The sequence below is a fragment of the Exiguobacterium sp. s39 genome (assembly GCF_018618925.1).
Classification (GTDB): domain Bacteria; phylum Bacillota; class Bacilli; order Exiguobacteriales; family Exiguobacteriaceae; genus Exiguobacterium_A; species Exiguobacterium_A abrahamii.
In genome coordinates this window covers 1,406,392-1,429,662 of record NZ_JACSNA010000001.1, presented here as the reverse complement: position 1 = coordinate 1,429,662, position 23,271 = coordinate 1,406,392, and the positions used below count along the sequence as shown (strand labels likewise).

22 protein-coding genes are annotated in these 23,271 nt (G+C 45.9%); 17 read left to right on the top strand and 5 right to left on the bottom strand.

What is annotated here, in order from left to right; translation table 11 throughout:
- The first annotated feature begins 275 nt into the window (after nucleotides 1-275).
- The 5 genes from pdhA (at nucleotide 276) to KNQ11_RS07580 (ending at nucleotide 5,565) form a co-directional block, all read left to right on the top strand.
- Complete coding sequence (gene pdhA / locus KNQ11_RS07600) at nucleotides 276-1,358, top strand: pyruvate dehydrogenase (acetyl-transferring) E1 component subunit alpha (RefSeq protein WP_023468852.1); 1,083 nt, start codon at nucleotides 276-278, stop codon at nucleotides 1,356-1,358.
- Nucleotides 1,359-1,361: 3 nt separating this feature from the next.
- Entirely contained in the window at nucleotides 1,362-2,339 is a 978-nt protein-coding gene (locus KNQ11_RS07595) for an alpha-ketoacid dehydrogenase subunit beta (RefSeq protein WP_023468851.1), read from the top strand.
- A 101-nt stretch (nucleotides 2,340-2,440) separates the two neighbouring features.
- Nucleotides 2,441-3,733 (top strand): dihydrolipoamide acetyltransferase family protein, encoded by a 1,293-nt coding sequence (locus KNQ11_RS07590; RefSeq protein ID WP_214770913.1) that lies wholly within the window; start codon nucleotides 2,441-2,443, stop codon nucleotides 3,731-3,733.
- A gap of 3 nt (nucleotides 3,734-3,736) precedes the next feature.
- Nucleotides 3,737-5,149 (top strand): dihydrolipoyl dehydrogenase, encoded by a 1,413-nt coding sequence (gene lpdA, locus KNQ11_RS07585; protein ID WP_064299598.1) that lies wholly within the window; start codon nucleotides 3,737-3,739, stop codon nucleotides 5,147-5,149.
- 110 nt (nucleotides 5,150-5,259) lie between these two features.
- Complete coding sequence (locus tag KNQ11_RS07580; RefSeq protein WP_023468848.1) at nucleotides 5,260-5,565, top strand: SAV0927 family protein; 306 nt, start codon at nucleotides 5,260-5,262, stop codon at nucleotides 5,563-5,565.
- 56 nt (nucleotides 5,566-5,621) lie between these two features.
- Here KNQ11_RS07580 and KNQ11_RS07575 read toward each other — a convergent pair whose 3' ends face one another.
- Entirely contained in the window at nucleotides 5,622-7,109 is a 1,488-nt protein-coding gene (locus KNQ11_RS07575; RefSeq protein ID WP_035406702.1) for an aminotransferase class I/II-fold pyridoxal phosphate-dependent enzyme, read from the bottom strand.
- Nucleotides 7,110-7,241: 132 nt separating this feature from the next.
- On the opposite strand from KNQ11_RS07575, the gene KNQ11_RS07570 reads away from it, so the two are divergent.
- The 3 genes from KNQ11_RS07570 to KNQ11_RS07560 all read left to right on the top strand — a co-directional run bounded on the left by KNQ11_RS07570 (nucleotide 7,242) and on the right by KNQ11_RS07560 (nucleotide 8,894).
- Nucleotides 7,242-7,514: a UPF0223 family protein gene (locus KNQ11_RS07570; RefSeq protein WP_023468846.1), complete on the top strand. Its 273-nt coding sequence runs from the start codon at nucleotides 7,242-7,244 to the stop codon at nucleotides 7,512-7,514.
- A gap of 281 nt (nucleotides 7,515-7,795) precedes the next feature.
- Complete coding sequence (locus tag KNQ11_RS07565; protein WP_023468845.1) at nucleotides 7,796-7,984, top strand: hypothetical protein; 189 nt, start codon at nucleotides 7,796-7,798, stop codon at nucleotides 7,982-7,984.
- Between the two features lie 124 nt (nucleotides 7,985-8,108).
- Nucleotides 8,109-8,894: an inositol monophosphatase family protein gene (locus tag KNQ11_RS07560; protein WP_023468844.1), complete on the top strand. Its 786-nt coding sequence runs from the start codon at nucleotides 8,109-8,111 to the stop codon at nucleotides 8,892-8,894.
- A gap of 41 nt (nucleotides 8,895-8,935) precedes the next feature.
- On the opposite strand, the gene KNQ11_RS07555 is transcribed toward KNQ11_RS07560, so the two are convergent.
- Nucleotides 8,936-9,106, bottom strand: a complete 171-nt coding sequence (locus tag KNQ11_RS07555; RefSeq protein ID WP_158581850.1) for a DUF5325 family protein — start codon at nucleotides 9,104-9,106, stop codon at nucleotides 8,936-8,938.
- A 184-nt stretch (nucleotides 9,107-9,290) separates the two neighbouring features.
- Between KNQ11_RS07555 and typA the strand changes: the two genes are divergently transcribed.
- The 3 genes from typA (at nucleotide 9,291) to KNQ11_RS07540 (ending at nucleotide 12,735) form a co-directional block, all read left to right on the top strand.
- Nucleotides 9,291-11,138, top strand: coding sequence for a translational GTPase TypA (gene typA / locus KNQ11_RS07550; protein WP_195864716.1), 1,848 nt, complete (start codon nucleotides 9,291-9,293; stop codon nucleotides 11,136-11,138).
- 26 nt (nucleotides 11,139-11,164) lie between these two features.
- Nucleotides 11,165-11,518 carry a YlaH-like family protein gene (locus tag KNQ11_RS07545; RefSeq protein ID WP_023468841.1) on the top strand — a complete coding sequence of 118 codons (354 nt, stop codon included), beginning with the start codon at nucleotides 11,165-11,167 and terminating at the stop codon, nucleotides 11,516-11,518.
- Nucleotides 11,519-11,640: 122 nt separating this feature from the next.
- Complete coding sequence (locus KNQ11_RS07540) at nucleotides 11,641-12,735, top strand: PQQ-dependent sugar dehydrogenase (RefSeq protein WP_214770910.1); 1,095 nt, start codon at nucleotides 11,641-11,643, stop codon at nucleotides 12,733-12,735.
- Between the two features lie 43 nt (nucleotides 12,736-12,778).
- Here the strand turns inward: KNQ11_RS07540 and KNQ11_RS07535 are convergent, their stop codons facing one another.
- On the bottom strand, nucleotides 12,779-12,982 hold the full coding sequence (locus KNQ11_RS07535; protein WP_029342171.1) for a YlaI family protein: 204 nt from the start codon (nucleotides 12,980-12,982) through the stop codon (nucleotides 12,779-12,781).
- A gap of 117 nt (nucleotides 12,983-13,099) precedes the next feature.
- On the opposite strand from KNQ11_RS07535, the gene KNQ11_RS07530 reads away from it, so the two are divergent.
- On the top strand, nucleotides 13,100-13,552 hold the full coding sequence (locus KNQ11_RS07530; RefSeq protein WP_050677546.1) for a PNPOx family protein: 453 nt from the start codon (nucleotides 13,100-13,102) through the stop codon (nucleotides 13,550-13,552).
- A 40-nt stretch (nucleotides 13,553-13,592) separates the two neighbouring features.
- On the top strand, nucleotides 13,593-14,909 hold the full coding sequence (locus tag KNQ11_RS07525) for a PhoH family protein (RefSeq protein ID WP_029342169.1): 1,317 nt from the start codon (nucleotides 13,593-13,595) through the stop codon (nucleotides 14,907-14,909).
- A gap of 39 nt (nucleotides 14,910-14,948) precedes the next feature.
- On the opposite strand, the gene KNQ11_RS07520 is transcribed toward KNQ11_RS07525, so the two are convergent.
- Nucleotides 14,949-15,410: a hypothetical protein gene (locus KNQ11_RS07520; RefSeq protein ID WP_023468836.1), complete on the bottom strand. Its 462-nt coding sequence runs from the start codon at nucleotides 15,408-15,410 to the stop codon at nucleotides 14,949-14,951.
- A gap of 123 nt (nucleotides 15,411-15,533) precedes the next feature.
- Here KNQ11_RS07520 and KNQ11_RS07515 point away from each other — a divergent pair, with 123 nt between their 5' ends.
- The 4 genes from KNQ11_RS07515 (at nucleotide 15,534) to KNQ11_RS07500 (ending at nucleotide 22,012) form a co-directional block, all read left to right on the top strand.
- Entirely contained in the window at nucleotides 15,534-15,812 is a 279-nt protein-coding gene (locus tag KNQ11_RS07515) for an Fpa/YlaN family protein (RefSeq protein ID WP_023468835.1), read from the top strand.
- Nucleotides 15,813-15,882: 70 nt separating this feature from the next.
- On the top strand, nucleotides 15,883-17,154 hold the full coding sequence (locus tag KNQ11_RS07510; protein WP_149427635.1) for an FtsW/RodA/SpoVE family cell cycle protein: 1,272 nt from the start codon (nucleotides 15,883-15,885) through the stop codon (nucleotides 17,152-17,154).
- On the top strand, nucleotides 17,147-20,581 hold the full coding sequence (locus tag KNQ11_RS07505; protein ID WP_035396703.1) for a pyruvate carboxylase: 3,435 nt from the start codon (nucleotides 17,147-17,149) through the stop codon (nucleotides 20,579-20,581). The genes KNQ11_RS07510 and KNQ11_RS07505 overlap by 8 nt, the downstream gene beginning before the upstream one ends.
- Before the next feature lie 75 nt (nucleotides 20,582-20,656).
- Nucleotides 20,657-22,012: a cryptochrome/photolyase family protein gene (locus tag KNQ11_RS07500; protein WP_214770907.1), complete on the top strand. Its 1,356-nt coding sequence runs from the start codon at nucleotides 20,657-20,659 to the stop codon at nucleotides 22,010-22,012.
- Between the two features lie 47 nt (nucleotides 22,013-22,059).
- Here the strand turns inward: KNQ11_RS07500 and KNQ11_RS07495 are convergent, their stop codons facing one another.
- Complete coding sequence (locus KNQ11_RS07495; RefSeq protein ID WP_023468831.1) at nucleotides 22,060-22,953, bottom strand: COX15/CtaA family protein; 894 nt, start codon at nucleotides 22,951-22,953, stop codon at nucleotides 22,060-22,062.
- Nucleotides 22,954-23,271 lie beyond the last annotated feature (318 nt).

Genomic DNA, 23,271 nt, shown 5'->3' with positions numbered 1-23,271 from the left:
TTCTAGTTTTGTGATTGAATTCACAATGTGAAACGCGAAAAAAATAAAACATTTCCTTTGATTTTAAGGTGTTACAGATTTATACTTGTAACGTAATGAACAAGACACTATAACGTGTCGATTCATGATAATACAGTTTACTCAACTGAATAGGTACACAGACACATGTTCAAAGGATAGTCACACGGGACTTCGTTTTTTGGACACTATTGTCATGTGGGCAAATCAGTCAGAGGAATATTTCGCTGAACGCAGTGAAAGGATGAGGTGAAAAGATGAACGTAAACATGTTTAAAAACGTGGAAGAAAACTTTGAAACGTTCCGCATTCTTGACGAGAAAGGTGAAGTCGTCAATAAAGACGCTATGCCAGACCTCTCGGATGAAGAGCTTACGGAATTAATGCGCCGTCTCGTATACACACGTATCTGGGACCAACGTGCAATCTCACTTAACCGTCAAGGACGTCTCGGTTTCTATGCTCCAGTAGCTGGACAAGAAGCGTCAATGATCGGTACGCAATTCGCTTTGGATAAAGATGACTGGATTCTTCCTGGATACCGTGATATTCCACAAATGGTCTTCCATGGCTTCCCACTTTACAAAGCATTCTTGTTCTCACGCGGTCACATCACAGGTGGTAAGATCCCTGAAGGTGTTAACGTCTTAATGCCACAAATCATCATCGGTGCGCAGATCGTTCAAGCGGCTGGTGTTGCTCTCGGTCTTAAGAAAAGCGGTAAAGAACAAGTCGCAATCACTTACACAGGTGATGGTGGTTCTTCACAAGGTGACTTCTATGAAGGTATGAACTTCGCTGGAGCTTTCAAAGCACCTGCAATCTTCGTCGTTCAAAACAACCGTTTCGCAATCTCGACACCTGTCGAAAAACAATCTATGGCGAAAACAATCGCTCAAAAAGCTGTCGCTGCTGGTATCAATGGTATCCAAGTCGACGGTATGGACGTTCTTGCTGTATACGCAGCTACGAAACAAGCACGTGTTGAAGCACTCAACGGTGTTCCGACATTGATCGAAACATTGACTTACCGTTATGGACCACACACACTCGCTGGTGATGATCCAACACGTTACCGTACAAAAGACATGGATGATGAGTATCAAGCACAAGATCCACTCGTCCGTTTCCGTGCTTTCATGGAAGCAAAAGGTCTTTGGAACGAAGATAAAGAGAACGAAGTCATCGAGCAAGCAAAAGCTGACGTTAAGGAAGCACTTGCACAAGCTGACAAAGAACCAAAACAAAAAGTTACAGATTTCATCAACGTGATGGCTGAGAAGCTTCCACAAAACCTGCAAGAGCAGCTTGATGAGTATACAGCAAAGGAGTCGAAATAACCCATGGCACAAATGACGATGATCCAAGCGATCACTGACGCAATGCGCGTCGAGATGAAACGCGACGAACAAGTTCTCTTGTTCGGTGAAGACGTCGGTAAAAACGGTGGGGTATTCCGTGCGACAGAAGGTCTTCAAGATGAGCTCGGCGAAGACCGCGTCTTCGATACACCACTTGCGGAATCAGGTATTGGTGGTCTTGCTGTTGGATTCAGTCTGACAGGATTCCGTCCAATCATGGAAATCCAATTCTTCGGATTCGTATTCGAAGTATTCGATTCAGTCGCAGCACAACTTGCGCGTCTCCGTTACCGTTCAGGCGGCACATACAGTGCACCTGTTACAATCCGTTCACCATTCGGTGGCGGTGTTAAAACACCGGAACTTCACGCAGATAACCTCGAAGGACTCATGGCTCAGTCACCAGGACTTAAAGTTGTCATTCCTTCAACACCTTACGATGCAAAAGGTCTTTTGATCGCGTCAATCCGCGACAACGACCCAGTCGTATTCCTCGAGCACATGAAACTCTACCGTTCATTCCGCGGTGAAGTGCCAGAGGGCGATTACACGATCGAACTCGGAAAAGCTGATGTTAAACGTGAAGGTACAGACGTAACAATCGTCACTTACGGTGCGATGGTACACGCTTCACTTAAAGCAGCTGAAGAGCTCGAAAAAGAAAACATCAGCGTCGAAATCATCGACTTGATGACAATCAGCCCAATCGACATCGATACGATTCTTGCTTCTGTCAAGAAAACAAACCGTGTCGTCGTCGTTCAAGAAGCACAAAAACAAGCGGGTATCGCTGCAATGGTTGCAACTGAAATCCAAGAACGTGCAATCCTTGACCTCGAAGCGCCAATTCTTCGTGTTGCTGCTCCAGATACAATCTTCCCATTCGCACAAGGTGAAGACGTCTGGATCCCAGATCACAAAGATATCGTTGAGAAAGTCAAAACTGTCTACAATTTCTAAGAGCATTTCGGAAAATAAGGAGAGGGGTTCATTCTCTCCTTGCTTCCGTTTTTACAGATAACAATCGACTAGAAGAGTGAACTAAAAGGAGGCATATTCAAATGGGTTTATTTGAATTCAAATTGCCGGATATCGGTGAGGGTATTCATGAAGGTGAAATCGTAAAGTGGTTCGTAAAAGCGGGCTACACTGTCAAGGAAGACGACGTTCTTCTTGAAGTACAAAACGATAAAGCAGTCGTTGAAATCCCATCACCAGTTGATGGTACTGTTAAAGAAGTAAAAGTTGACGAAGGTGTCGTAGCTGTCGTTGGCGACGTCCTCATCACTTTCGAAGTCGAAGGCGAAGGTTCTGCTCCTTCTGAAGAAGCAGAGCAACCAAAAGCTGAAGACAACGCAAAAGACGTTCAAGATACGGATCAAAAAGTGGAAGACAAACCAAACGAGGTTCAAATCCATAAATCAGAACGCGTCATCGCGATGCCATCTGTCCGTAAATATGCACGTGAAAAAGGTGTCGACATCCGTGAAGTCCAAGGTTCTGGAGACAACGGTCGTGTCGTCAAAGAAGACATCGATGCATTCGCAAACGGTGGTCAAACTTCTGAAGCACCAGCAACAGAAGAAAAAGCACCAGCTGCAGCTGCTTCTGCACCAAAAACAGAAGTTAAGCCATACGTTGCTGCTCAACCTGAACTTGAAACACGCGAGAAAATCAAAGGAATCCGTAAAGCGATTTCGAAAGCAATGGTTAACTCGAAACATACAGCTCCACACGTAACACTCATGGACGAAGTCGATGTTACGAACCTCGTAGCACTCCGTAAAAACTTCAAAGAAGTTGCGGCTGCTCAAGGTACGAAATTGACTTACCTTCCGTTCGTCGTAAAAGCATTGACTGCTGCTGCTAAAAAATACCCAGCAATCAACGCATCAATCGACGATGTAAACGAAGAAATCGTCTACAAAAACTACTTCAACATCGGTATCGCTGCAGATACAGACAACGGTCTTGTCGTACCAGTCGTTAAAGATGCAGATCGTAAATCGATCTTCTCACTCGCTGACGACATCAACGACCTTGCTGGTAAAGCACGCGAAGGAAAACTTTCTGGCGACGAGATGAAAGGTGGATCAATCACGATCACTAACATCGGTTCTGCTGGCGGTCAGTGGTTCACACCAGTCATCAACCATCCAGAAGTTGCAATCCTCGGTATCGGCCGTATCGCTGAAAAAGCAGTCGTTAAAAACGGCGAAATCGTTGCTGCACCAGTTCTTGCACTTTCATTCAGCTTCGACCACCGTCTCATCGATGGTGCAACTGCACAAAACGCGCTTAACTTAGTTAAACGCCTATTGAACGACCCACAACTTCTCATCATGGAGGGATAAGCAATGGTAGTAGGTGAATTCGCACAAGAAACAGATTTACTCGTAATCGGGGCTGGCCCTGGTGGTTACGTTGCTGCAATCCGCGGCGCGCAACTCGGTATGAAAGTAACAATCGTTGAACGTGAAAACGTCGGCGGTGTTTGCTTAAACGTTGGATGTATCCCATCAAAAGCCTTGATCACTGCAGGACATAACTTCCAGCATGCTAAAGGTGCAAGCGATATGGGGATCACTTCTGAGAATGCAACTGTCGATTTCTCGAAAGTTCAATCTTGGAAACAATCTGTCGTCAACAAATTGACTGGCGGCGTTAGTGGTCTTCTTAAAGGGAACAAAGTCGAGACTGTCGTTGGGGAAGCTTACTTCCAATCAGAAGATACAGTCCGTATCATCAACGAAGATTCTTCGACTCCTTACAAATTCAAGAAATGTATCATCGCGACAGGTTCGACTCCAATCGAACTTCCAGCTTTCAAATGGTCAAAACGCGTCCTTTCTTCAACAGGCGCATTGAACCTTCCTGAAATCCCGAAAAAACTCATCGTCATCGGTGGCGGATACATCGGGATGGAGCTTGGTACAGCGTATGCGAACTTCGATACAGAAGTCGTCATTCTTGAAGGAACAAAAGACATCCTTTCTGGTTTCGAGCCTGCTATGACGCAAGTCGTTAAGAAAAAGCTCAAACAAAAAGGTAACATCACAATCCACAACGAAGCACTTGCTCAAAGTGTAGAAGAGTCGGAAGATGGCGTTAAAGTAACATTCGAAGTCAACGGTGAAGCACAAACAGTTGAAGCGGACTACGTCCTCGTTACTGTCGGTCGCCGTCCGAACACTGGTGATCTTGGTCTTGAAATGGCAGAAGTCAAAGTCAGCGACCGTGGTCTTGTCGAAATCGACGATCAGTGCCGTACTTCAAACGAAAACATCTACGCAATCGGTGATATCGTTCCAGGACCACCACTTGCACACAAAGCTTCATTCGAAGCTAAAATTGCTGCTGAAGCAGCTGCAGGACACCCTGCATACCTCGACTACAGCGCGATTCCAGCGGTCGTCTTCACAGATCCAGAACTCGCTACAGTCGGTTACACGGAAGCACAAGCAAAAGAAGAAGGACTCGATTACATCGCGTCTAAATTCCCTTACGCTGCGAATGGTCGTGCACTTGCACTCAACGAGCCAGACGGCTTCTTGAAAATGATCACTCGTAAATCAGATGGTCTCTTGATCGGCGCACAAATTGCTGGTACAGGCGCATCTGATATGATCGCTGAAATGGGACTCGCAATCGAGTCTGGTATGACAGCTGAAGATATCGCACTCACAATCCATGCACACCCATCACTCGGTGAAATCGCAATGGAAACTGCTGAAGTTGCAATCGGTAGCCCAATCCACATCATTAAATAATATCGAAACACCTTATACACGGGGAGCCGACCGTGTATGAGGTGTTTTTTTGTTTGGTCTTGATACAAAAAAGGAAAAGAAAAAGTAAAAATCGGAGAGGGTGGACGCACATGGAATCCGTGACTACCTTAGAGGAGCTGTATTACGTATCGGAAATGGATAAGGTTCGTTTTGTCGGCTGGACGACTGCACTCGCCCGCTATGATTTTGCTGTCGTCTGTACGGGACAATTCTTCGGGAAAGTACTTGTCGTCAGTTTAACCGGTGGTCAGTCAGCGTTACTCGATCAACAGGATGTGTTGAATGGAGATGTCTTAATTCGTACATTTGCGATTGAACGAGAGGATGTCGAAGTAATCGGTGAAGCACTCGCAGCATTCATTCCTTGTTCACCAAACGATGAATACGCAGAATGAAATGACAAAAAAAGCAGTAATCCTCATTGAATAAGGATTACTGCTTTATCTTGTCTTCACCGAATCGCATTCGATTGTTGAATGACTTTGATCGTCTCAAGCGAATGATCTTCAAGACCTTGAACCGGAAGACCGGCTTCGATGTTTTCTTTAATATAGGCAAGGTTGTCTGCAGTGATCATTTCGCCTGGGATGAAGATAGGAATACCAGGTGGATATACCATCATGAATTCAGCCGAAATCCGCCCGACCGCATCGACCAACGGAATCGTCTCTGTCTCTTCATAGAATGCATCACGAGGACTGAGAGCGAGCGCTGGAATGTCTGGAAGAACAATCGAATGATCAGTCGTCTCGGCGCCATTATTTTGATAACGTGCGACAAGTAACGACATCGCATGTAGAAAGGCATCAATCGTCTCTTCTGAGTCACCAGACGTGATGATGACGAGAATGTTGTTCAAATCAGAAAGTTCAACTTCGATCCGATGTTCTTCACGTAAGAACTCTTCGACGAGGTGACCAGAAATGCCAAGCCCTTTGACGGAAACAAGCACTTTCGTTGGATCAAAGGCGAACGTCGCACTCGAATGAAGATCGGATTCACCGAAAACAGCGAGATAAGGAAGCTTCGCTAATCCAAAGCGCATCCGTGTCGCAAGTTCAAGTGCCCGACGATTCATCGCTTCACCGTTGATCGCAAGGTGACGCCGAGCGCAGTCAAGAGAAGCCAGCAACAGGTAAGATGTCGATGTCGTCGTCAACATCGAGAGCACTGCTTGAACTTTATCTGGAGAGACAAGTCCGCGACGAACGTTCAGGACAGAGCTTCCTGTAAGTGAGCCACCGAGTTTATGCACGCTGGTTGCGGCAAGATCAGCTCCTGCTTGCATCGCTGACAGCGGCATATCTTCGTGGAAGGCGATATGGACGCCGTGTGCTTCGTCGACGAGTACCGGAATACCTTTACTATGGGAAAGCTTGACGATGCTCTCTAAGTCACCAGCAACGCCGAAATAGGTCGGGTTGATGACGAGAACTGCTTTTGTATCGGGATGAAGTGCAAGGGCACGTTCTACCGCGCTTGGTGTGATACCGTGTGCGATTCCGAATGTCTCATCGAATTCAGGGTGAATGAAAATCGGATGCGCACCAGAAAGAACGATAGCTGACATCACCGATTTATGCACGTTCCGAGGAACGAGAATTTTATCATCAGGTCCGACGACACTCATGATCATCGCCATGATGGCCGTTGAAGTTCCTTGTACGGAAAAAAACGTTTCGTCGGCATGGAAGGCTTGAGCTGCCAATTGATGAGCTTCTTTAATGATTGCCTTTGGATGATGGAGATCATCAAGGGGAGCGATATTGATTAAATCGATATCGAGCGCATTCTGACCGATGAACGATCGAAAGGCTGGATCCATTCCCTGACCATTTTTATGACCGGGAATATGAAATTGAATTGGTTGACGTTTCGCATGCGCAAGTAGCGCATCGAATAAAGGTGTATCGAGCTGTGTTAAGCTTTTTGTTTGCACCAGATTTCCCCCCTTAAAACCGAATAAAAATACAATCAAACAAGCTAACTATAACAAGTTTTCGGACGGTTGCAACTGTTTTATGCTTCTTTTGCGTGTAAAATAGAAAAGTGCAGAAAGGAAGTGGGAATGATGGCATTGAATTATCCGCTCAATTCCGATTGGTCGACTGAAGAAATCGTGAAAGTCATCGACTTCTTTAATTTAGTCGAGCAAGCGTATGAGACAGGTGTTGAAAGACAACGGTTGCTTGAAGCGTATCGTGAATTCAAGCAAATCGTCACCTCGAAATCCGAGGAAAAACAGTGGGATCAGTTTTATATGGAAGAGACCGGTTGCTCGAGTTATCGGACGATGCAACAAGCGAAACGTCAGGAAGAACCGATTGTTCGTATGAAGAAATAATTGGATTAAAAGATAAGACTCCTATGCGATCGCGTAGGAGTCTTATCTTTTAATCCGACTGGAAATGTGCGGGAAATGATCAACATTTGTTTAAAGTGGAAAGGAAGCGGCTATATACTACATACAAGACGTTGGCCTTACAAATATGTGAAACTGTATTTTTTAAAATTAGATGCTTTACATCTAAGTTGAATCGTACTATTATAGATTCAATCCACTAATAAGTCGCAATTGTCTGACAAATTAAACCTCTGTTTATCCCGCGAAGGAGTGTGGTTACTGTGAAACAAGTGATAGAAGCATACAAGAGAAAAGATGCAGAAAAACGCATTCCTGTATTGCGTCTCGAAATCGATTATGAGCTTGCTACATTACACGATGCGATGGTGGCAAGTGACGCAGAAGCTGTTGGCGCAAGTAAAGAGCGCCTCGAAAAATATCGTCAAGAGATGGTACGTCTTGAAGCTTGATTTCAACGTTCCGATCTCTACCTTATAATAAAATATCAACTCTTCAACCAGCGAACTGTTCGCTGGTTTTCTTTTTTTGTTACTATAGAAGAAGCTGGAAACAACGATGAAGGAGTGAACTCAAATGCAGATTGAGTTGGATGCGATAGATTTGATCAAACGAGCGGGAAAGTACATTCGCGAAAAAATTGATGGTTCGTATCACGTCGAACAAAAAACCGGAAAAAGCGATTTAGTGACAGAGATTGATCAAGCCGTCGAGGATTTATTGATTCAAGGTATTTTAGATCGCTATCCGAATCATCATATTTATGGGGAAGAAGGGCGAATCGCTCGACCCGATACACTCGAAGGCACGATCTGGTTCGTTGATCCGATTGATGGAACGATGAACTTTATCCGTCAAAAACGAATGTTTGCCATCTCGATTGCGATCATGATAGATGGTGAGTTACGTTATGGATTCGTCTACGATGTCATGGCGGACGAGTTGTTCCATGTCATCAAAGGGCATGGTGCTTATCAAAACGGCATACGATTACCACAAATCGAGGAGCGGAGTGTTAAAGAAGCAATCATCTGTATGAACGCGACCTGGGTGACACCAAATCGTCGAATCAATACGGATCGTCTTGCGCCACTCGTACGACACGCAGTAGGTGTACGAGCAATCGGTGCAGCATCACTTGAACTCGCATGGACAGCTGCAGGGCGTGTTGACGGGTATATCACGATGCGTAATATGCCTTGGGATTACGCAGCCGGTCAGTTGTTGATTGAAGAGGTCGGTGGGCGTGTCGGAACGATCACAGGTGAATCGATGTCATTTCTCGAACAAACGAGTGTGCTAGCAGGGAGCCAGACGTTCGTTGAAGATGTGTTGACATTCGTACAAACACAAGAGGATTGAAAAAAGGTTTCTTTCGTCTTGAACGAAAGGAACCTTTTTGTTCATGCTTGTTTTCGTAAACGTGCCTTTAAAACGAACCCGGCACCCATCGTAACAATCATTAAGATGACAGAGGCGATCGTCATTGGGACGTTTTGTTCCGCGATGAAGATGCCGATGGCTGCCATGGATCCTACGGCAAGCATGGCGAGTAATAAAAATAGCAGGCGCATGTTTTTTCCCCCTCTACCCGTGAGTACGTTAACAGTGTAGCGTGAATGAAGGATAATGAAAAGGCTTTCGGAGTGATGTCGAATCTTAGTCATTGCCAATTAGGACTCTACCTGTGCTATACTCTTAAAGTTGACCGAAAGTATGATAAGATTTATTTAAATGAATAGAAAGAGGTACACACCTATGACAACATTAGTACGAAATGATTTACGCAACGTTGCGATCATCGCCCACGTTGACCATGGTAAAACAACATTAGTCGATGAGCTTTTAAAACAGTCTGGAACGTTCCGTACGAACGAACAAGTCGAAGAACGCGCAATGGACTCAAATGACATCGAGCGGGAACGTGGAATCACGATTCTTGCAAAAAACACTGCAATTGACTACAAGAACACACGCATCAATATCGTTGATACGCCAGGACACGCCGATTTCGGTGGAGAAGTTGAGCGGATCATGCGTATGGTTGATGGCGTCATCCTCGTCGTCGATGCACGTGAAGGCTGTATGCCACAAACACGTTTCGTTTTGAAAAAAGCACTCGAGCAAGGACTTCAACCAATCGTCGTCGTCAACAAAATCGACAAACCGATGGTCCGTCCTCTTGAAGTCGTCGATGAAGTCGTGGATCTCTTGATCGACCTCGGAGCTGACGAAGATCAACTCGAATTCCCAGTCGTTTATGCATCGGCAGTCAACGGCTCAAGTTCATTTGAACCTGAATTAGAAAAACAAGAAGATACAATCACAAACGTTCTTGATTTAATTCTTGAGCACACACCAGCACCTGTCGATAACACGTTGGAGCCGCTTCAGTTCCAAGTGACGATGCTTGACTATGATAACTACCTCGGACGGATCGGTGTCGGTCGTGTCTTCCGTGGAGAAATCAAAGTTGGCGATAGCGTTTCGCTTTCAAAACTTGATGGTTCAACAAAGAACTTCCGTGTTACGAAGTTGTTCGGTTACTTCGGTCTAAAACGTGTCGAAATCGAAACAGCAAAAGCTGGAGATTTGATCGCGATCGCCGGTATGGAAGATATCAACGTCGGTGAGACGGTTTGCCCAACTTCACACGTTGATCCACTCCCATTATTACGTATCGATGAGCCAACGCTTCAAATGACATTCATCGTCAACAACTCGCCATTCGCTGGTCGTGAAGGGGATCTCGTTACTTCACGTAAAATCGAAGAGCGTCTTGAAAAAGAACTCGAAACAGACGTTTCACTTCGCATCGAAAACACGGATTCACCGGACCGCTGGATCGTTTCTGGTCGTGGGGAACTTCACCTCGGGATCTTGATCGAAAACATGCGCCGTGAAGGATACGAAATTCAAGTATCGAAACCGCAAGTAATCATCAAAGAAGAAGAAGGCGTCAAAGTCGAGCCATTCGAACGCGTCGTCATCGATACACCAGAAGAGTACACAGGTTCTGTCATGGAATCGATCGGTCTCCGTAAAGGTGAATTGACGAACATGCAAACAATGGACAACGGTCAAACGAAGATGGAATTCATCGTTCCTTCACGTGGTTTGATCGGTTACCGTAACGAATTCCTTTCTGCTACACGCGGATACGGAATCATGAACCACACATTCGAAGAATACCGTCCGTTCATCCAAGCGGATATCGGTGGACGTCGTAGTGGTGTTATGGTCTCAATCGAAACAGGTAAAGCAACTGCTTACGCGATCTCAGCTCTTGAAGACCGCGGAACGATCTTCATCGAGCCTGGTATTGAAGTATACGAAGGTATGATCATCGGCGAATGTAACCGTGATGTCGATCTCGCTGTCAACGTCGTTAAAGCAAAACAATTAACGAACATGCGTGCATCTGCAAAAGACTCAACGAACGTTCTTAAACGTCCACGTGTCTTCTCACTCGAAGAGTCGTTGACATTCTTGAACGAAGATGAGTACTGTGAAATCACACCACAATCGGTTCGTCTCCGTAAACAAGTCTTGAACAAAAACGAACGTGAAAAGCAAGAAAAACGTCGTCGTCTAGGTAAAGATTAAGTCTTGAACGAATAGGGGGACTGGCAATGAATGCACAAGCTGCCGTTGCTTCTGATTTCTCGAAATACGATATTCCGTTCATCGCGAAACTTCTCGGTATCGGAAGTGATCCGAATAACATCGAAGCGGGATTTTATCCTTTAATGATCACCGTCGTCATCTTGACGCTTGTCGTCTTTAAGTTAGGATTTGCTAAGGAACTAGCATGGTGGAAATCACTGATCGTCTATCTCTTGCTCGCCGTCTTCTCGGCAGCATTGACGCTTGTCTTCTGGACATGGCCGATTCCTGAAGTACTCTTAGCGATGGTCTTCGTACTTGGTATTTATCGCTTCCGGATGTGGATGGTCAAGCGTGAACGTGAACGGACAGCTTCTTGACGGAAGCATGTCATGAATCAAAAGAACGAATCTCTTCGGAGGTTCGTTCTTTTTTTTGAGCCAATTCAGATGCATGATTTAAAGCGTAGCGGGAACAATGATACTAAAAGGGGGAGAAAACAGTGAAAATAAGGTATGTCATACCCCTACTGTTAGCGGGTATCCTGATGGGGTGTACACAAACGTCAGAAGAATCGTCAACAGAGGAAACGAATCAGACGACACAAGAAAACAATCAACAGGATTCAGGTGATCAAGAAGCGACGCAATCATCTCAAGCGCAAGAAGGCGTCATATTTAAAGAGCTAAACGCTCCGTGGAATATTGTCCGAGAAGGAGAAGTATTTTACATCACGGAACGAGAAGGAACGATTGTCAAAGGAGAAAAAGATGATTATGAACGGATGCGCCTTCAGCTGAAAGAGGATGTCCTCGCTGAAGGAGAAGGTGGATTGCTTGGGATGGTACTTGATCCTGATTTTAAGGACAATAAGACAGCATACGTCTACCATACGTACGCCAAACAAGGACAAGCGACGAATCGCGTCATCGCGATAAAAGAAGAGGGTGATCAGTGGACGGAAGAACGTGTCTTACTCGATGATATTCCCGGAGCGACGATTCATAACGGGGGACGACTGGAGTGGGGACCTGAGGGCGCACTCTACGTCACAGCAGGAGACGCAGCGAATCCCGAACTGGCACAAGACATTGATTCGTTGGCAGGAAAGATTTTACGTATCACATCTGAAGGGAAACCGTTCGAGGGGAATCAAGAAGGATACGTCTACAGTCTCGGTCACCGGAATCCACAAGGACTTGTTTTCGTCGATGATCAACTGTATGCAAGCGAACATGGGCAAAGTGGGCACGATGAAATCAACCGAATCGAACAAAAGAACTATGGATGGCCGACGATTGAAGGGAAAGAACAAGCAGATGGACTGGTGACGCCGTGGTATGAAGTAGGAGAACAATCTGTTGCACCAAGTGGAGTTGCAACGGCAGAGAATACACTTTATTTTGCAACACTTGTCGGACAACGATTACAAACCATCGATCTAGAGACGAAGCAAGTCAAGACGATCGTCGAAAATCAAGGTCGGATTCGAGATGTCTGGATTGACGAGACATCGATTTACTATATTACAAATAATACGGACGGAAGAGGGAATCCATCGGCAGATGATGATCGACTCGTTCGAATCAATCGATGAACAACAAAAGGTCTGTCAGGGAATTTCCCCGCAGACCTTTTGTTTACCAGTGTTTTCGTTTCGTTTCCCAAGTCGGGTATAAATGAAATTGTCCAGAAGCGTGGCGTTCAAGTGTCCGTTCTTCTACGCGTGATCGACACTCATCACAAATGTGGACACGAACAGGTTTATTGCGTAATCGCTTCGCCGTGAAGGACCAATCATCAATCGTTTCACGCTTATCGCAAATCGTACATTTCACTCGCATGCCAGGTCCTCCCTTTTTTTCTTAGTATATCATATTAGAAGATTATTCAGATGTAAAAAAGGGAAACGAGAAGTATATATCGAAATATCATCACTAAGTCGTAGAGGGGGTGATGTCATGGCAAATAAAGTTGAACAACAGCTCAACTCAGGTCAACTAGAAGCACTATCGCAATTACCACTCGTTTTTTTGATTACGCATGATCAATCCAAACATTGGCCCATCACACATGCAATCAGTTGGGTACATGCGACGGATTCGCAAACGGTTCGTTTTGCAATCGAAGCAGATTCTCATCTCGTTAAAACATTACGAGAACATCCGGTCTTCACGTTGATCTTTTTTGCAGATCAGTCGACGTACAGCTTAACGTGTACGGACGTCAAGGCGTTTACGCCGCAAGAAGACCTTCCGTTGCCACTCGCTTTTTATGAGGGACGCGTTGAGGAGGTGCGTGACATCTTGTTTTACGGAGCAGCTGTCACACAACGACCGACTATCGAAAAAACATACGATGAACAGGCAGCCGAACGGTTGGATCAACTCGTTCATCGCATCCTAAAAGCGTAACATTCATCACAAACTCGACTCTAAAGGGGCGAACGATGGAATGAAAAAAATATACGTACTTGATACTAATGTCATGCTTCACGATCCACTTTCTCTTTTCCAATTCCAGGAGCACGACGTCGTCATACCAGCGATCGTACTAGAAGAACTAGATGGAAAAAAACGCAACATGGATGAGGTTGGACGTAATGCACGAGAAACAGCTCGCATCTTAGACCAATTACGGGAAACTGGTCAGCTTCATGCGGGAGTGCCACTCGGAAACGGCGGTATTCTTCGCGTCGATATTGGGGACTCCATTCATGAAGGTTCGCCGTTTACGCATGAATCAAACGATAATAAGATCATTGAACTGGCGTGGTCGATTCATCGGGAACAACAAACCGAAGCGACCCCACGAGATGTCATTCTTGTCTCAAAAGATATCTTAGTCCGCGTCAAAGCGGATGCGTATGGATTAGTCGCTGAAGATTATATGACAGATCATATCGCTGATTTGACCGGTCTTTATACAGGATTCATCGAAGTAACCGTCGATCAGGAGTATATTGATGCCTTTTATCAGGACAAACGGCTTTCGGTGGATGTCTTGCCAGAAAAAGTGCAACCGAATGAGTTCGTCATCTTAAAAAGTAACATGTCGAAAGCTTCAGCCATCGCCGTCGTTGATCAGAACCTGCCGATCATTCGGGCACTTTCGATCGATGTCGACCAAGTCTGGGGCGTCATTCCACGAAACGTCCAACAACGGATGGCATTTGAGTTATTATTACGTGACGATGTACCACTTGTGACACTCGTTGGTAAGGCAGGTACCGGAAAAACGTTACTTGCACTCGCTGCGGGTCTCCTGCAAGTGGAAGACGAGCATAAATATAAAAAATTGGTCGTTGCTCGTCCTGTCGTACCGATGGGAAACGATATCGGCTACTTGCCGGGTGAAATGGAAGAGAAGCTTCGTCCGTGGATGCAACCGATCTATGATAACCTCGAACACCTTTTCAATACGGGATCGGGAGACGAACTAGGTAACATTCTCGCCGGAATGAAGACGATTCAACTGGAAGCGTTAACGTATATCCGGGGACGTAGTATGCCGGGACAATTCATCATCATCGATGAAGCGCAGAATTTGACGAAACATGAAGTCAAGACGATTTTGACACGTGTCGGTGAAAACTCGAAAATCGTGTTAGTCGGGGATCCGCAACAGATTGATCATCCGTATCTAGATGAGTATTCCAATGGTCTATCCTACGCTGTAGAACGACTCAAAAATGAGAAGATGACGGGACACGTTAAACTCGTCAAAGGGGAGCGCTCGAACTTGGCACGCCTCGCAGCCGATTTACTATGAAAAAACGTGGTGCGTCTATTCAGGCGCACCACGTTTTCCTTATATGACGGTAACCGTATGAACGGATTTGACGATCCGTTGTCCGTGTAACAGATGAACGGGTCCATCTGCTAACACTTTGCCGTCTTGTGAGAACTGCAGATACACTTCGTCGAGTTGCTCAAGTGGAAGTTCAACCGTTTCTTCGCCTTCGAAACGAATAGCGATCGCGTCCGGTAAGAGCTCGGCATTCCGGATGAACGGCGCAAGCGCCATGGCGAATGACCCTTGAAGCGCAGCTTCTTTTTCAGCACGTGTCATCGGACGATTGTGATCCGTACGACTGCCTTCCATGATGCCTTTATCCCACGCAGCCCCCATTTTCGCGTAGTACGCTTCTTGTTCACTTGTGTCGGCTGGTTGACCGATTTTCTCGATTTCCACCTTTCGTTCATCAAAGATCCAGACTGTCGGATCAATCGTTAACTGATGTCGTACTTTACCGTTAATCGGAAAAATCATTTGTTCTACCCCCTAAATGTGTAAGTCCAACAAATCCATTATACCGAAACGTTGAATTGTTGGCGAAAGTAAGGTAAAGTTTAGCTATAACAGGAACGCGTCATTTGATGAGGAGGGATTGGATTGTCAACTGAAATCGAGACAGTTCATCGCCAGCGCGCTCTTGAGCTACTAGAAGCGGATGCACAAAAAATCCGCCGGTTGATCGAGGTCCAGCTTGCGAATTTAACGATGCCACAATGTCCTCTTTACGAGGAAGTATTGGATACACAAATGTTCGGATTATCCCGTCAAATTGATTTTGCGGTACGTCTTGAACTGATTGATGCGGGTGAGGGGAAACAATTACTCGAATCACTTGAACAGCAATTATCTGATTTACATGATGCGGAGACGTGCTGATTTTCTACTCAAACGTGAAATGCGGCGTTTGGGTATTTTTTTTTAGAAAATGAAAAAAGGACGTGTACATATGTTAGCGAAGTTTAAAGAAAAACGAGCATTTTTTGACTATGGTCTCTTCTTTACGATGCTCATCCTCATGGCGATCAGTACGGTCATGGTCTATAGTGCGAGCGTGTGGAACGGTGGAGATTATGCGAATACGTCCTTCTTTGAGAAGCAGTTGATGTTTGATGCGATGGCGATCGTGCTGTTCCTTTTTGTTTCACAAATCAATCATGAGGTGTTCCGTGGACCAGTGATTCGTTTACTCTTGTACGCGATTACATGGTTGATGTTGATGGCGACGCTGTTTTCGGCACCACTAAACGGGGCTCGCGCATGGTTGAACTTCGGTATCTTCTTGATTCAACCAATCGAGCTTTGTAAATTCGTGCTCGTCGTCGGACTTGCGAGTTATTTTGATCAAAAGCACAAAGGGAAAATGGACGGCGTGATTGGGATCGTCCATCACTTCATCCATCGTCAAATTCCAGCGACGTCTCCAGGAAGACGGATTTTACTTAGTTTCTCGGACTGGATCTTGATTCCGATGGTTGTATTACTTGCACCTTACGCGATCATCATTCGCATGCAACCGGATGACGGCGGATTGTTCATTCTGTTACTCATCACGGCGATGATTTTATTCGCAGTTGGATTACCGAGTGGTTACATCATGTTATGTGTCGTCACCGTACCAATCATCTTCTTGTACGCATGGAATAATTTTTCGGATAATCAGATGCAACGGATTCAAGCAAGTTTGAATCCCTTCCTTGACGCAGAAGGGAAGGGATATCAGCTCATCAACTCCGTCATATCAATTGCCCACGGGGGATTATTTGGAGTAGGTCTCGGGAATAGCTTTCAAAAGTATGGCTATCTACCAGAGCCTGAAACCGACTACATCATGTCGATCATCTCGGAGGAGCTTGGATTCGTCGGTGTCCTCGTCGTGCTTGGTCTACTGTTCTACTTGATGATTCAAGGTGCGGTCATCGCTAATCGGTGTGTCTCGCTTTACTCGAGCATGCTCGCTCTCGGGATATCCGGTATCATCTTCATCCAGACATGTATCAATATCGCGGCCATGTCCGGTCTGTTTCCAGGTACAGGTGTTACCTTGCCATTCATCAGTTACGGTGGGTCATCGTTACTCGTCATGAGTACGATGCTTGGTGTAATGGCGAACATTTCCATGCAAAACAAATATCGAGTGGCTTATCAGAAAGAAGTGCGGACTGCACGTTCGATGAGTGCCACAAGCTCATTAACTAAAGGGGGAGCATCAGTTGACTAAAATCCAGAAGATTCTCGTAGCAAACCGTGGGGAGATCGCGATTCGCGTTTTCCGTGCAGCGACAGAACTCGGTATTCGTACCGTTGCCATTTATTCGCGAGAGGATATGGGTTCTCTTCATCGCTATAAAGCCGATGAAGCGTACCGGATCGGAGAAGGGAAAAAACCGATCGAAGCCTATCTCGATATTGAAGATATCATTGCAACAGCGAAAAAAGCCGAATGTGATGCGATCCATCCTGGTTATGGATTCCTCTCTGAGAATATTGAGCTAGCCAAACGTTGCCGTGAAGAAGGAATCATCTTCATTGGACCGCAAGAAGAGCATCTGTATAAGTTCGGGGATAAAGTACGAGCACGGACGACAGCGATTGAAGCCGGTCTTCCTGTCATTCCGGGAACGGATGGTCCGATCTCATCCATTGATGAAGCATATGCGTTCGCAAAAGAAGCAGGCTATCCACTCATGGTCAAAGCATCGCTTGGTGGCGGTGGACGCGGTATGCGTGTCGTCCGGACAGAAGAAGAGCTTCCAGACATGATCGAACGTGCGAAATCTGAAGCCTTGAAAGCATTTGGTTCGGATGAGATTTACGTCGAAAAATTAATCGAACGACCAAAACATATTGAAGTTCAAATCATCGGTGACGCCCATGGGAACATCATTCACTTGTTTGAACGTGATTGTTCCGTACAGCGTCGTCACCAAAAAGTCGTCGAAGTGGCACCTTGTGTGACGCTATCAGACGAAGGTCGACAAAAGATTTGTGACGCAGCCGTCACATTGATGAAGCATGTCGGATACGAAAATGCGGGTACGGTCGAATTTCTCGTGACACAAGATGAATCTTTCTATTTCATCGAGGTCAACCCACGTGTCCAAGTCGAGCACACGATTACGGAGATGATCACAGGCGTTGATATCGTCCAGACACAAATCCGTGTTGCTGAAGGCGAATCGTTACATAGCGACCTCGTTGGTATTCCGCAACAAGAAGACATTAAGATGCTTGGTTTTGCGATCCAAAGCCGAATCACGTCAGAAGATCCGGAGAACGGTTTCTTGCCGGATACAGGGAAAATTAAAGCCTATCGTTCACCAGGCGGTTTTGGTGTACGTCTCGATGGTGGGAATGCTTATGTCGGAGCGGAAATCTCACCATATTATGACTCACTGCTCGTAAAAATCTCGACGCATGGTTTGACATACGACCAAGCCGTCGCGAAAATGCGTCGAAACTTAAGTGAATTCCGAATCCGTGGAATCAAGACGAATATCCCATTCTTAAGCAACGTCTTGAAGCACCATGCGTTCGTCAGCGGCGATTACAACACATCGTTCATTGATGATACACAAGAATTATTCATCTTCCCGAAACGTCAAGACCGTGGAACGAAACTTTTGACGTACATCGGAGAGGTTTCCGTCAATGGATTCCCGGGAATCGGAAAATTGGACAAGCCGCTTGCACGTGACGTCCGGATTCCGAAAAATCTCCCGACAGACTATACACCAGGTGCAAAAGCGATTCTCGATGCGGAAGGTCCAGAAGCCGTCGCAAAATGGTTGGCAGCTCAGGAGAATGTTTTGTTGACAGATACGACATTCCGTGATGCCCATCAGTCGCTCCTTGCGACGCGGATGCGGACGAAGGATCTCGTTGCGATTGCAGAGGCGGAAGCGAAACTGCTACCTGAACTGTTCTCTGTCGAAGCATGGGGAGGCGCGACATTTGATGTCGCCTACCGATTCTTATCGGAGGATCCATGGGTTCGTCTGATGAAATTACGTGAAAAGATGCCGAACGTCCTCATTCAAATGTTGCTTCGTGGTGCGAACGGCGTTGGTTACAAAAACTATCCGGACAATGTCATTCACACGTTCGTCAAGGAAGCAGCACAAGCTGGAGTTGACGTCTTCCGGATTTTTGATAGCCTGAACAACCCGGAGTCGATTCAACTTGCCATCGATGCGGTCTTGCCGACAGGTAAAATCGCGGAAGCAGCTGTCTGTTATACAGGGGATTTATTCGATGCGAATCGACCGAAATATCACCTGCCGTATTACGTCAATCTAGCGAAACAACTGGAAGAAAGCGGCGCTCATATCATTGCCATCAAGGATATGGCGGGTCTCTTGAAACCGGAGGCAGCCTACGCGCTCGTATCAGCACTTAAAGATGCGGTATCGCTACCGATCCATCTCCACACACACGATGCGAGTGGGAACGGGATTTATACGTATGCGCGTGCGATTGATGCAGGTGTCGACGTCGTAGACGTCGCGGCATCAAGCATGTCGGGACTGACGAGTCAGCCAGCGGGTGGTAGCTTGATTCATGCCTTAAGTGGTCATCCACGTCAACCGCTCGTATCAGCACAGAAGTTTGAACAGATTTCGGATTATTGGCAGGACGTGCGTCATCTGTATCAAGCATTCGAACTCGATATGATCGCACCGAATCCAACGGTCTACGACCATGAGATGCCGGGTGGACAGTATTCGAACTTACAGCAACAAGCAAAAGCGGTTGGACTTGCGGATCGTTGGTCTGAAGTCAAAGAGATGTATGCGCGTGTCAATATGCTGTTTGGCGATATCGTCAAAGTCACACCATCGTCAAAAGTCGTCGGAGACATGGCACTCTTCATGGTTCAACATCATCTGACAGAAGAGGATGTCTTGCACCGTGCAAGTGGACTTGATTTCCCGGATTCAGTCGTCGAACTGATGAAAGGGGAGCTCGGAACACCACCAGATGGTTTCCCGCAAGACGTTCAACAGGCTATTCTCAAGGGAGCTGCTCCTCTGACAGAACGTCCAGGTAAGATGATGGAACCACTCAATTTTGATGCAATCAAACATGAGTTGTTCGAAAAACTTGAACGTCCAGTTACAGAATTTGATGCACTCGCTTACGCGCTCTATCCAAAAGTCTTCATGGACTACAGTTCGTATGTCGCGCGATATGGTGATATCTCTGTTCTTGATACGAATACGTTCTTCCATGGAATGCGTCTAGGGGAGACGATCGAGGTTGAAATCGAACGAGGCAAGACACTCTACCTCAAGTTGATTCAAATCGGTCAGCCAGACGATCATGGGATGCGGACGATCTATTATGAGATGAACGGTGTTCCTCGTGAAGTCGAAGTCAAAGACATCAGTATTAAGGAAAGTTCATCAAGTCGTCCAAAAGCAGATCGAAGCAATGCGAAACAAATCGGTGCATCAATGCCGGGTAGCGTGCTGAAGGTACTCGTCGAGACGGGTACACGTGTCCGTAAAGGAGAGCAACTCCTCGTCACGGAAGCGATGAAGATGGAAACGACGATCCAAGCACCGGAAGACGGTGAAATCAAAGCCGTCCACGTCAAGGAAGGCGAAGCCATCGCAAGTCAAGACTTACTGATTGAATTCGTATAAGGTCACAACGAAAAACAGGCGCACGCTCGGCGGGCTGCCTGTTTTTCATTCAATACGTAGTGGGAGAGGATACGATTGAACATTATTTGTTGGGTACGAAGTGATTTTCGATTACAAGATAACCACATGTTGGCACGTGCTGTTGAATTACTAAATGAAAATCCGAAGGCGACGGTCGAGTTCGTCTTTTGGCTCAATCCGGATTACATCGGAGAATATGAAGCACGGCAACAATATTTCTTCCAAGCGCTCGAGATGTTTTCTGATGCCTGCAAAGAGAAAGAGATGCCAATCCGTTTCATCGAAGGCGATGAACAGGCTTTCTTAGACGCAACTGGTGATGCGGACGTTTTGTTATTTAATGCGGAATATGTCGAACCATTCAAGACGCGAGATGAAAAAATCATTAAAAAGCGTAAAGATCGTCAGACGGAGCGACTACTAGACCGACATCTTCTTCACCCACATGACATTAAAAAGCAAGATAGAAAGTTCTATAAAGTATTCACGCCATATAAGAATGCATTCATGAAAAAAGATATTCCTGCACCATATGAAGTGAAATGGCAAACGCTGCGGGATCATTATCAAAAGCGTCAGCACGATAATAGTTTCATCAACGCTTATTTTAAAAAGGCAGAGTCGGAAGCCGTCTTCCATCCTGGTGAAAAGCAGGCGAAACAACGCTTGAAGAAATTCATCGAACAATCGCTTGAAGATTACGAAGAGAATCGTGATTTTCCTGCTGTCGACGGTACGAGTTTACTTTCTCGCTATTTACGGACTGGAGAAGTCGGCATTCGGACCGTCTATGCGGCTGTTCAGGAGGCAAAAGAATCAAAAGGGAAACAGACCTTCATCACCGAACTCATCTGGCGTGAATTCTATTACATGATTTTAATGCATTTCCCGGAATCAAAACGACAAGCCGTCAATACGCAATATCGGGAAATCGAATGGGAAGAAGATGAAGCGGGCTTCAAGGCGTGGTGTGAAGGCAAGACGGGCTATCCGATCGTTGATGCAGCGATGCGGCAATTGAATCAAACGGGGTGGATGCATAATCGTCTACGGATGATCGTCGCTTCTTTCCTGACAAAAGACTTGTTGGTCGATTGGCAGAAAGGCGAACGATATTTCCAGCAGAAACTCGTTGATTATGAAGCGGCATCAAACATCGGGGGTTGGCAATGGGCAGCATCAGTCGGAACGGATGCCGTCCCGTACTTCCGCGTCTTCAATCCGACGACTCAATCGAAGAAGTTCGATAAGGATGGAGCGTTCATTCGAAAGTATGTCACGGAAATCAAGGATTTATCAAAGCAGTATATTCATGAACCAACTGCTGAGCAACGCAAGGATTATGGCTATCCAGAACCAATCGTCGCACATGACGAAGCGCGAAAGCGTGCGATTGCTCGATTCAAATAATGAAAAAAGGATGTTCCTCGCTTGAGGAACATCCTTTTTTTACGACCTTATTGAAGACGACTATTTGCCTTGCGCGTTCGGAATGCATGGTACGTCAAGTAAGATAAGACCCCGAAGTAACATGTGATCAAGAAGGCGTGGAGTAACGGCACATACGTTGCATGTCCACCAAGAACGATCCAAGCCCCAGTGGCGACTTGGCACGAGATGAAGAACGTCGCGAACGCCATACCAATCGTTGTCGTCCGATGCTTTAAGCGTATCGCAACGACATGGACGAATAAGGTGAACAGGAACAGTAATCCTGCCATGATCCGGTGAATCATCTGCACCCACGCTTCGAACGTCATGGAAGGTTGAGAACAGACAGGCCAACCAACGCAAGCATATGTAGCCCCGACGTGGCGCACGTAAGCCCCCGTATAAACGACGATCAGCGTATAGATGAGTAGACCGTACAAGAGCTTCCGTAAGAATGCTGGGACAGATTCCCTGAATTCCTGACCCGGACGCTCCATGATCAACAGTGTCAAAATCAATAGCGAAGCAAAGGAAATCAAAGAGATTCCGAAATGTAACGCCATGACGAGGTCTGATTGTTGCCAAACGACTGCTCCAGCACCGACGATCGATTGAATCAACATGAAGATAAAAGCAAGAAACGCAAAGATCTTCGTATCTAATCGATCCTTGAAGGCAACGAGCGTCCAGAGACATAAGGCGATGATTAAGAGTCCAACGACTCCAGTCACAGCGCGGTGACTATATTCAATCATCGTTTCAACACTAGGGTTCGTCGGAATGAGTTCCCCGTGACAGAGTGGCCAATCCGTTCCGCAACCATCTCCCGAATCCGTTTTTGTGACTGTCCCACCCATCAGTAAGACGATCATCATCGTAAACGTGACGAAGGCTGAAAACATCGAAAGTTTTCGATTCAAGATTTGGACACCACCTTTCTAAAAAAATACGAAATACATGGATTTCCATAGGTCTAGTATCGCATAAAAAGTACTGAAAGGGTTGCAATCTTTTAGAACAACGCTATTCTAGTATTAGGTAAATATGGTGAACTGTGATGAAAATCACATAGATTTCACATTTTGTTCATTATGTCGAAAGTATTTTCATACGTCACGGTCCTCGATATGTGGTATCTTTTATAGAGAAAAGGGCGTTTCGTGGCATGTCTGTGTTATTTCTGTGAAGAAATTACGTGAAGCCTAGGTGCTAAACGGAAGCAGACGGTGAAAAGGAGG

What these genes read in the sequence shown, in the direction of transcription:
- pdhA (WP_023468852.1), top strand. Translation starts at nt 276, where the DNA reads ATGAACGTAAACATGTTTAAAAACGTGGAAGAAAACTTTGAAACGTTC.
- KNQ11_RS07595 (WP_023468851.1), top strand. Translation starts at nt 1,362, where the DNA reads ATGGCACAAATGACGATGATCCAAGCGATCACTGACGCAATGCGCGTC.
- KNQ11_RS07590 (WP_214770913.1), top strand. Translation starts at nt 2,441, where the DNA reads ATGGGTTTATTTGAATTCAAATTGCCGGATATCGGTGAGGGTATTCAT.
- lpdA (WP_064299598.1), top strand. Translation starts at nt 3,737, where the DNA reads ATGGTAGTAGGTGAATTCGCACAAGAAACAGATTTACTCGTAATCGGG.
- KNQ11_RS07580 (WP_023468848.1), top strand. Translation starts at nt 5,260, where the DNA reads ATGGAATCCGTGACTACCTTAGAGGAGCTGTATTACGTATCGGAAATG.
- KNQ11_RS07570 (WP_023468846.1), top strand. Translation starts at nt 7,242, where the DNA reads ATGGCATTGAATTATCCGCTCAATTCCGATTGGTCGACTGAAGAAATC.
- KNQ11_RS07560 (WP_023468844.1), top strand. Translation starts at nt 8,109, where the DNA reads ATGCAGATTGAGTTGGATGCGATAGATTTGATCAAACGAGCGGGAAAG.
- KNQ11_RS07555 (WP_158581850.1), bottom strand. Translation starts at nt 9,106, where the DNA reads ATGCGCCTGCTATTTTTATTACTCGCCATGCTTGCCGTAGGATCCATG.
- typA (WP_195864716.1), top strand. Translation starts at nt 9,291, where the DNA reads ATGACAACATTAGTACGAAATGATTTACGCAACGTTGCGATCATCGCC.
- KNQ11_RS07545 (WP_023468841.1), top strand. Translation starts at nt 11,165, where the DNA reads ATGAATGCACAAGCTGCCGTTGCTTCTGATTTCTCGAAATACGATATT.
- KNQ11_RS07535 (WP_029342171.1), bottom strand. Translation starts at nt 12,982, where the DNA reads ATGCGAGTGAAATGTACGATTTGCGATAAGCGTGAAACGATTGATGAT.
- KNQ11_RS07530 (WP_050677546.1), top strand. Translation starts at nt 13,100, where the DNA reads ATGGCAAATAAAGTTGAACAACAGCTCAACTCAGGTCAACTAGAAGCA.
- KNQ11_RS07525 (WP_029342169.1), top strand. Translation starts at nt 13,593, where the DNA reads ATGAAAAAAATATACGTACTTGATACTAATGTCATGCTTCACGATCCA.
- KNQ11_RS07520 (WP_023468836.1), bottom strand. Translation starts at nt 15,410, where the DNA reads ATGATTTTTCCGATTAACGGTAAAGTACGACATCAGTTAACGATTGAT.
- KNQ11_RS07510 (WP_149427635.1), top strand. Translation starts at nt 15,883, where the DNA reads ATGTTAGCGAAGTTTAAAGAAAAACGAGCATTTTTTGACTATGGTCTC.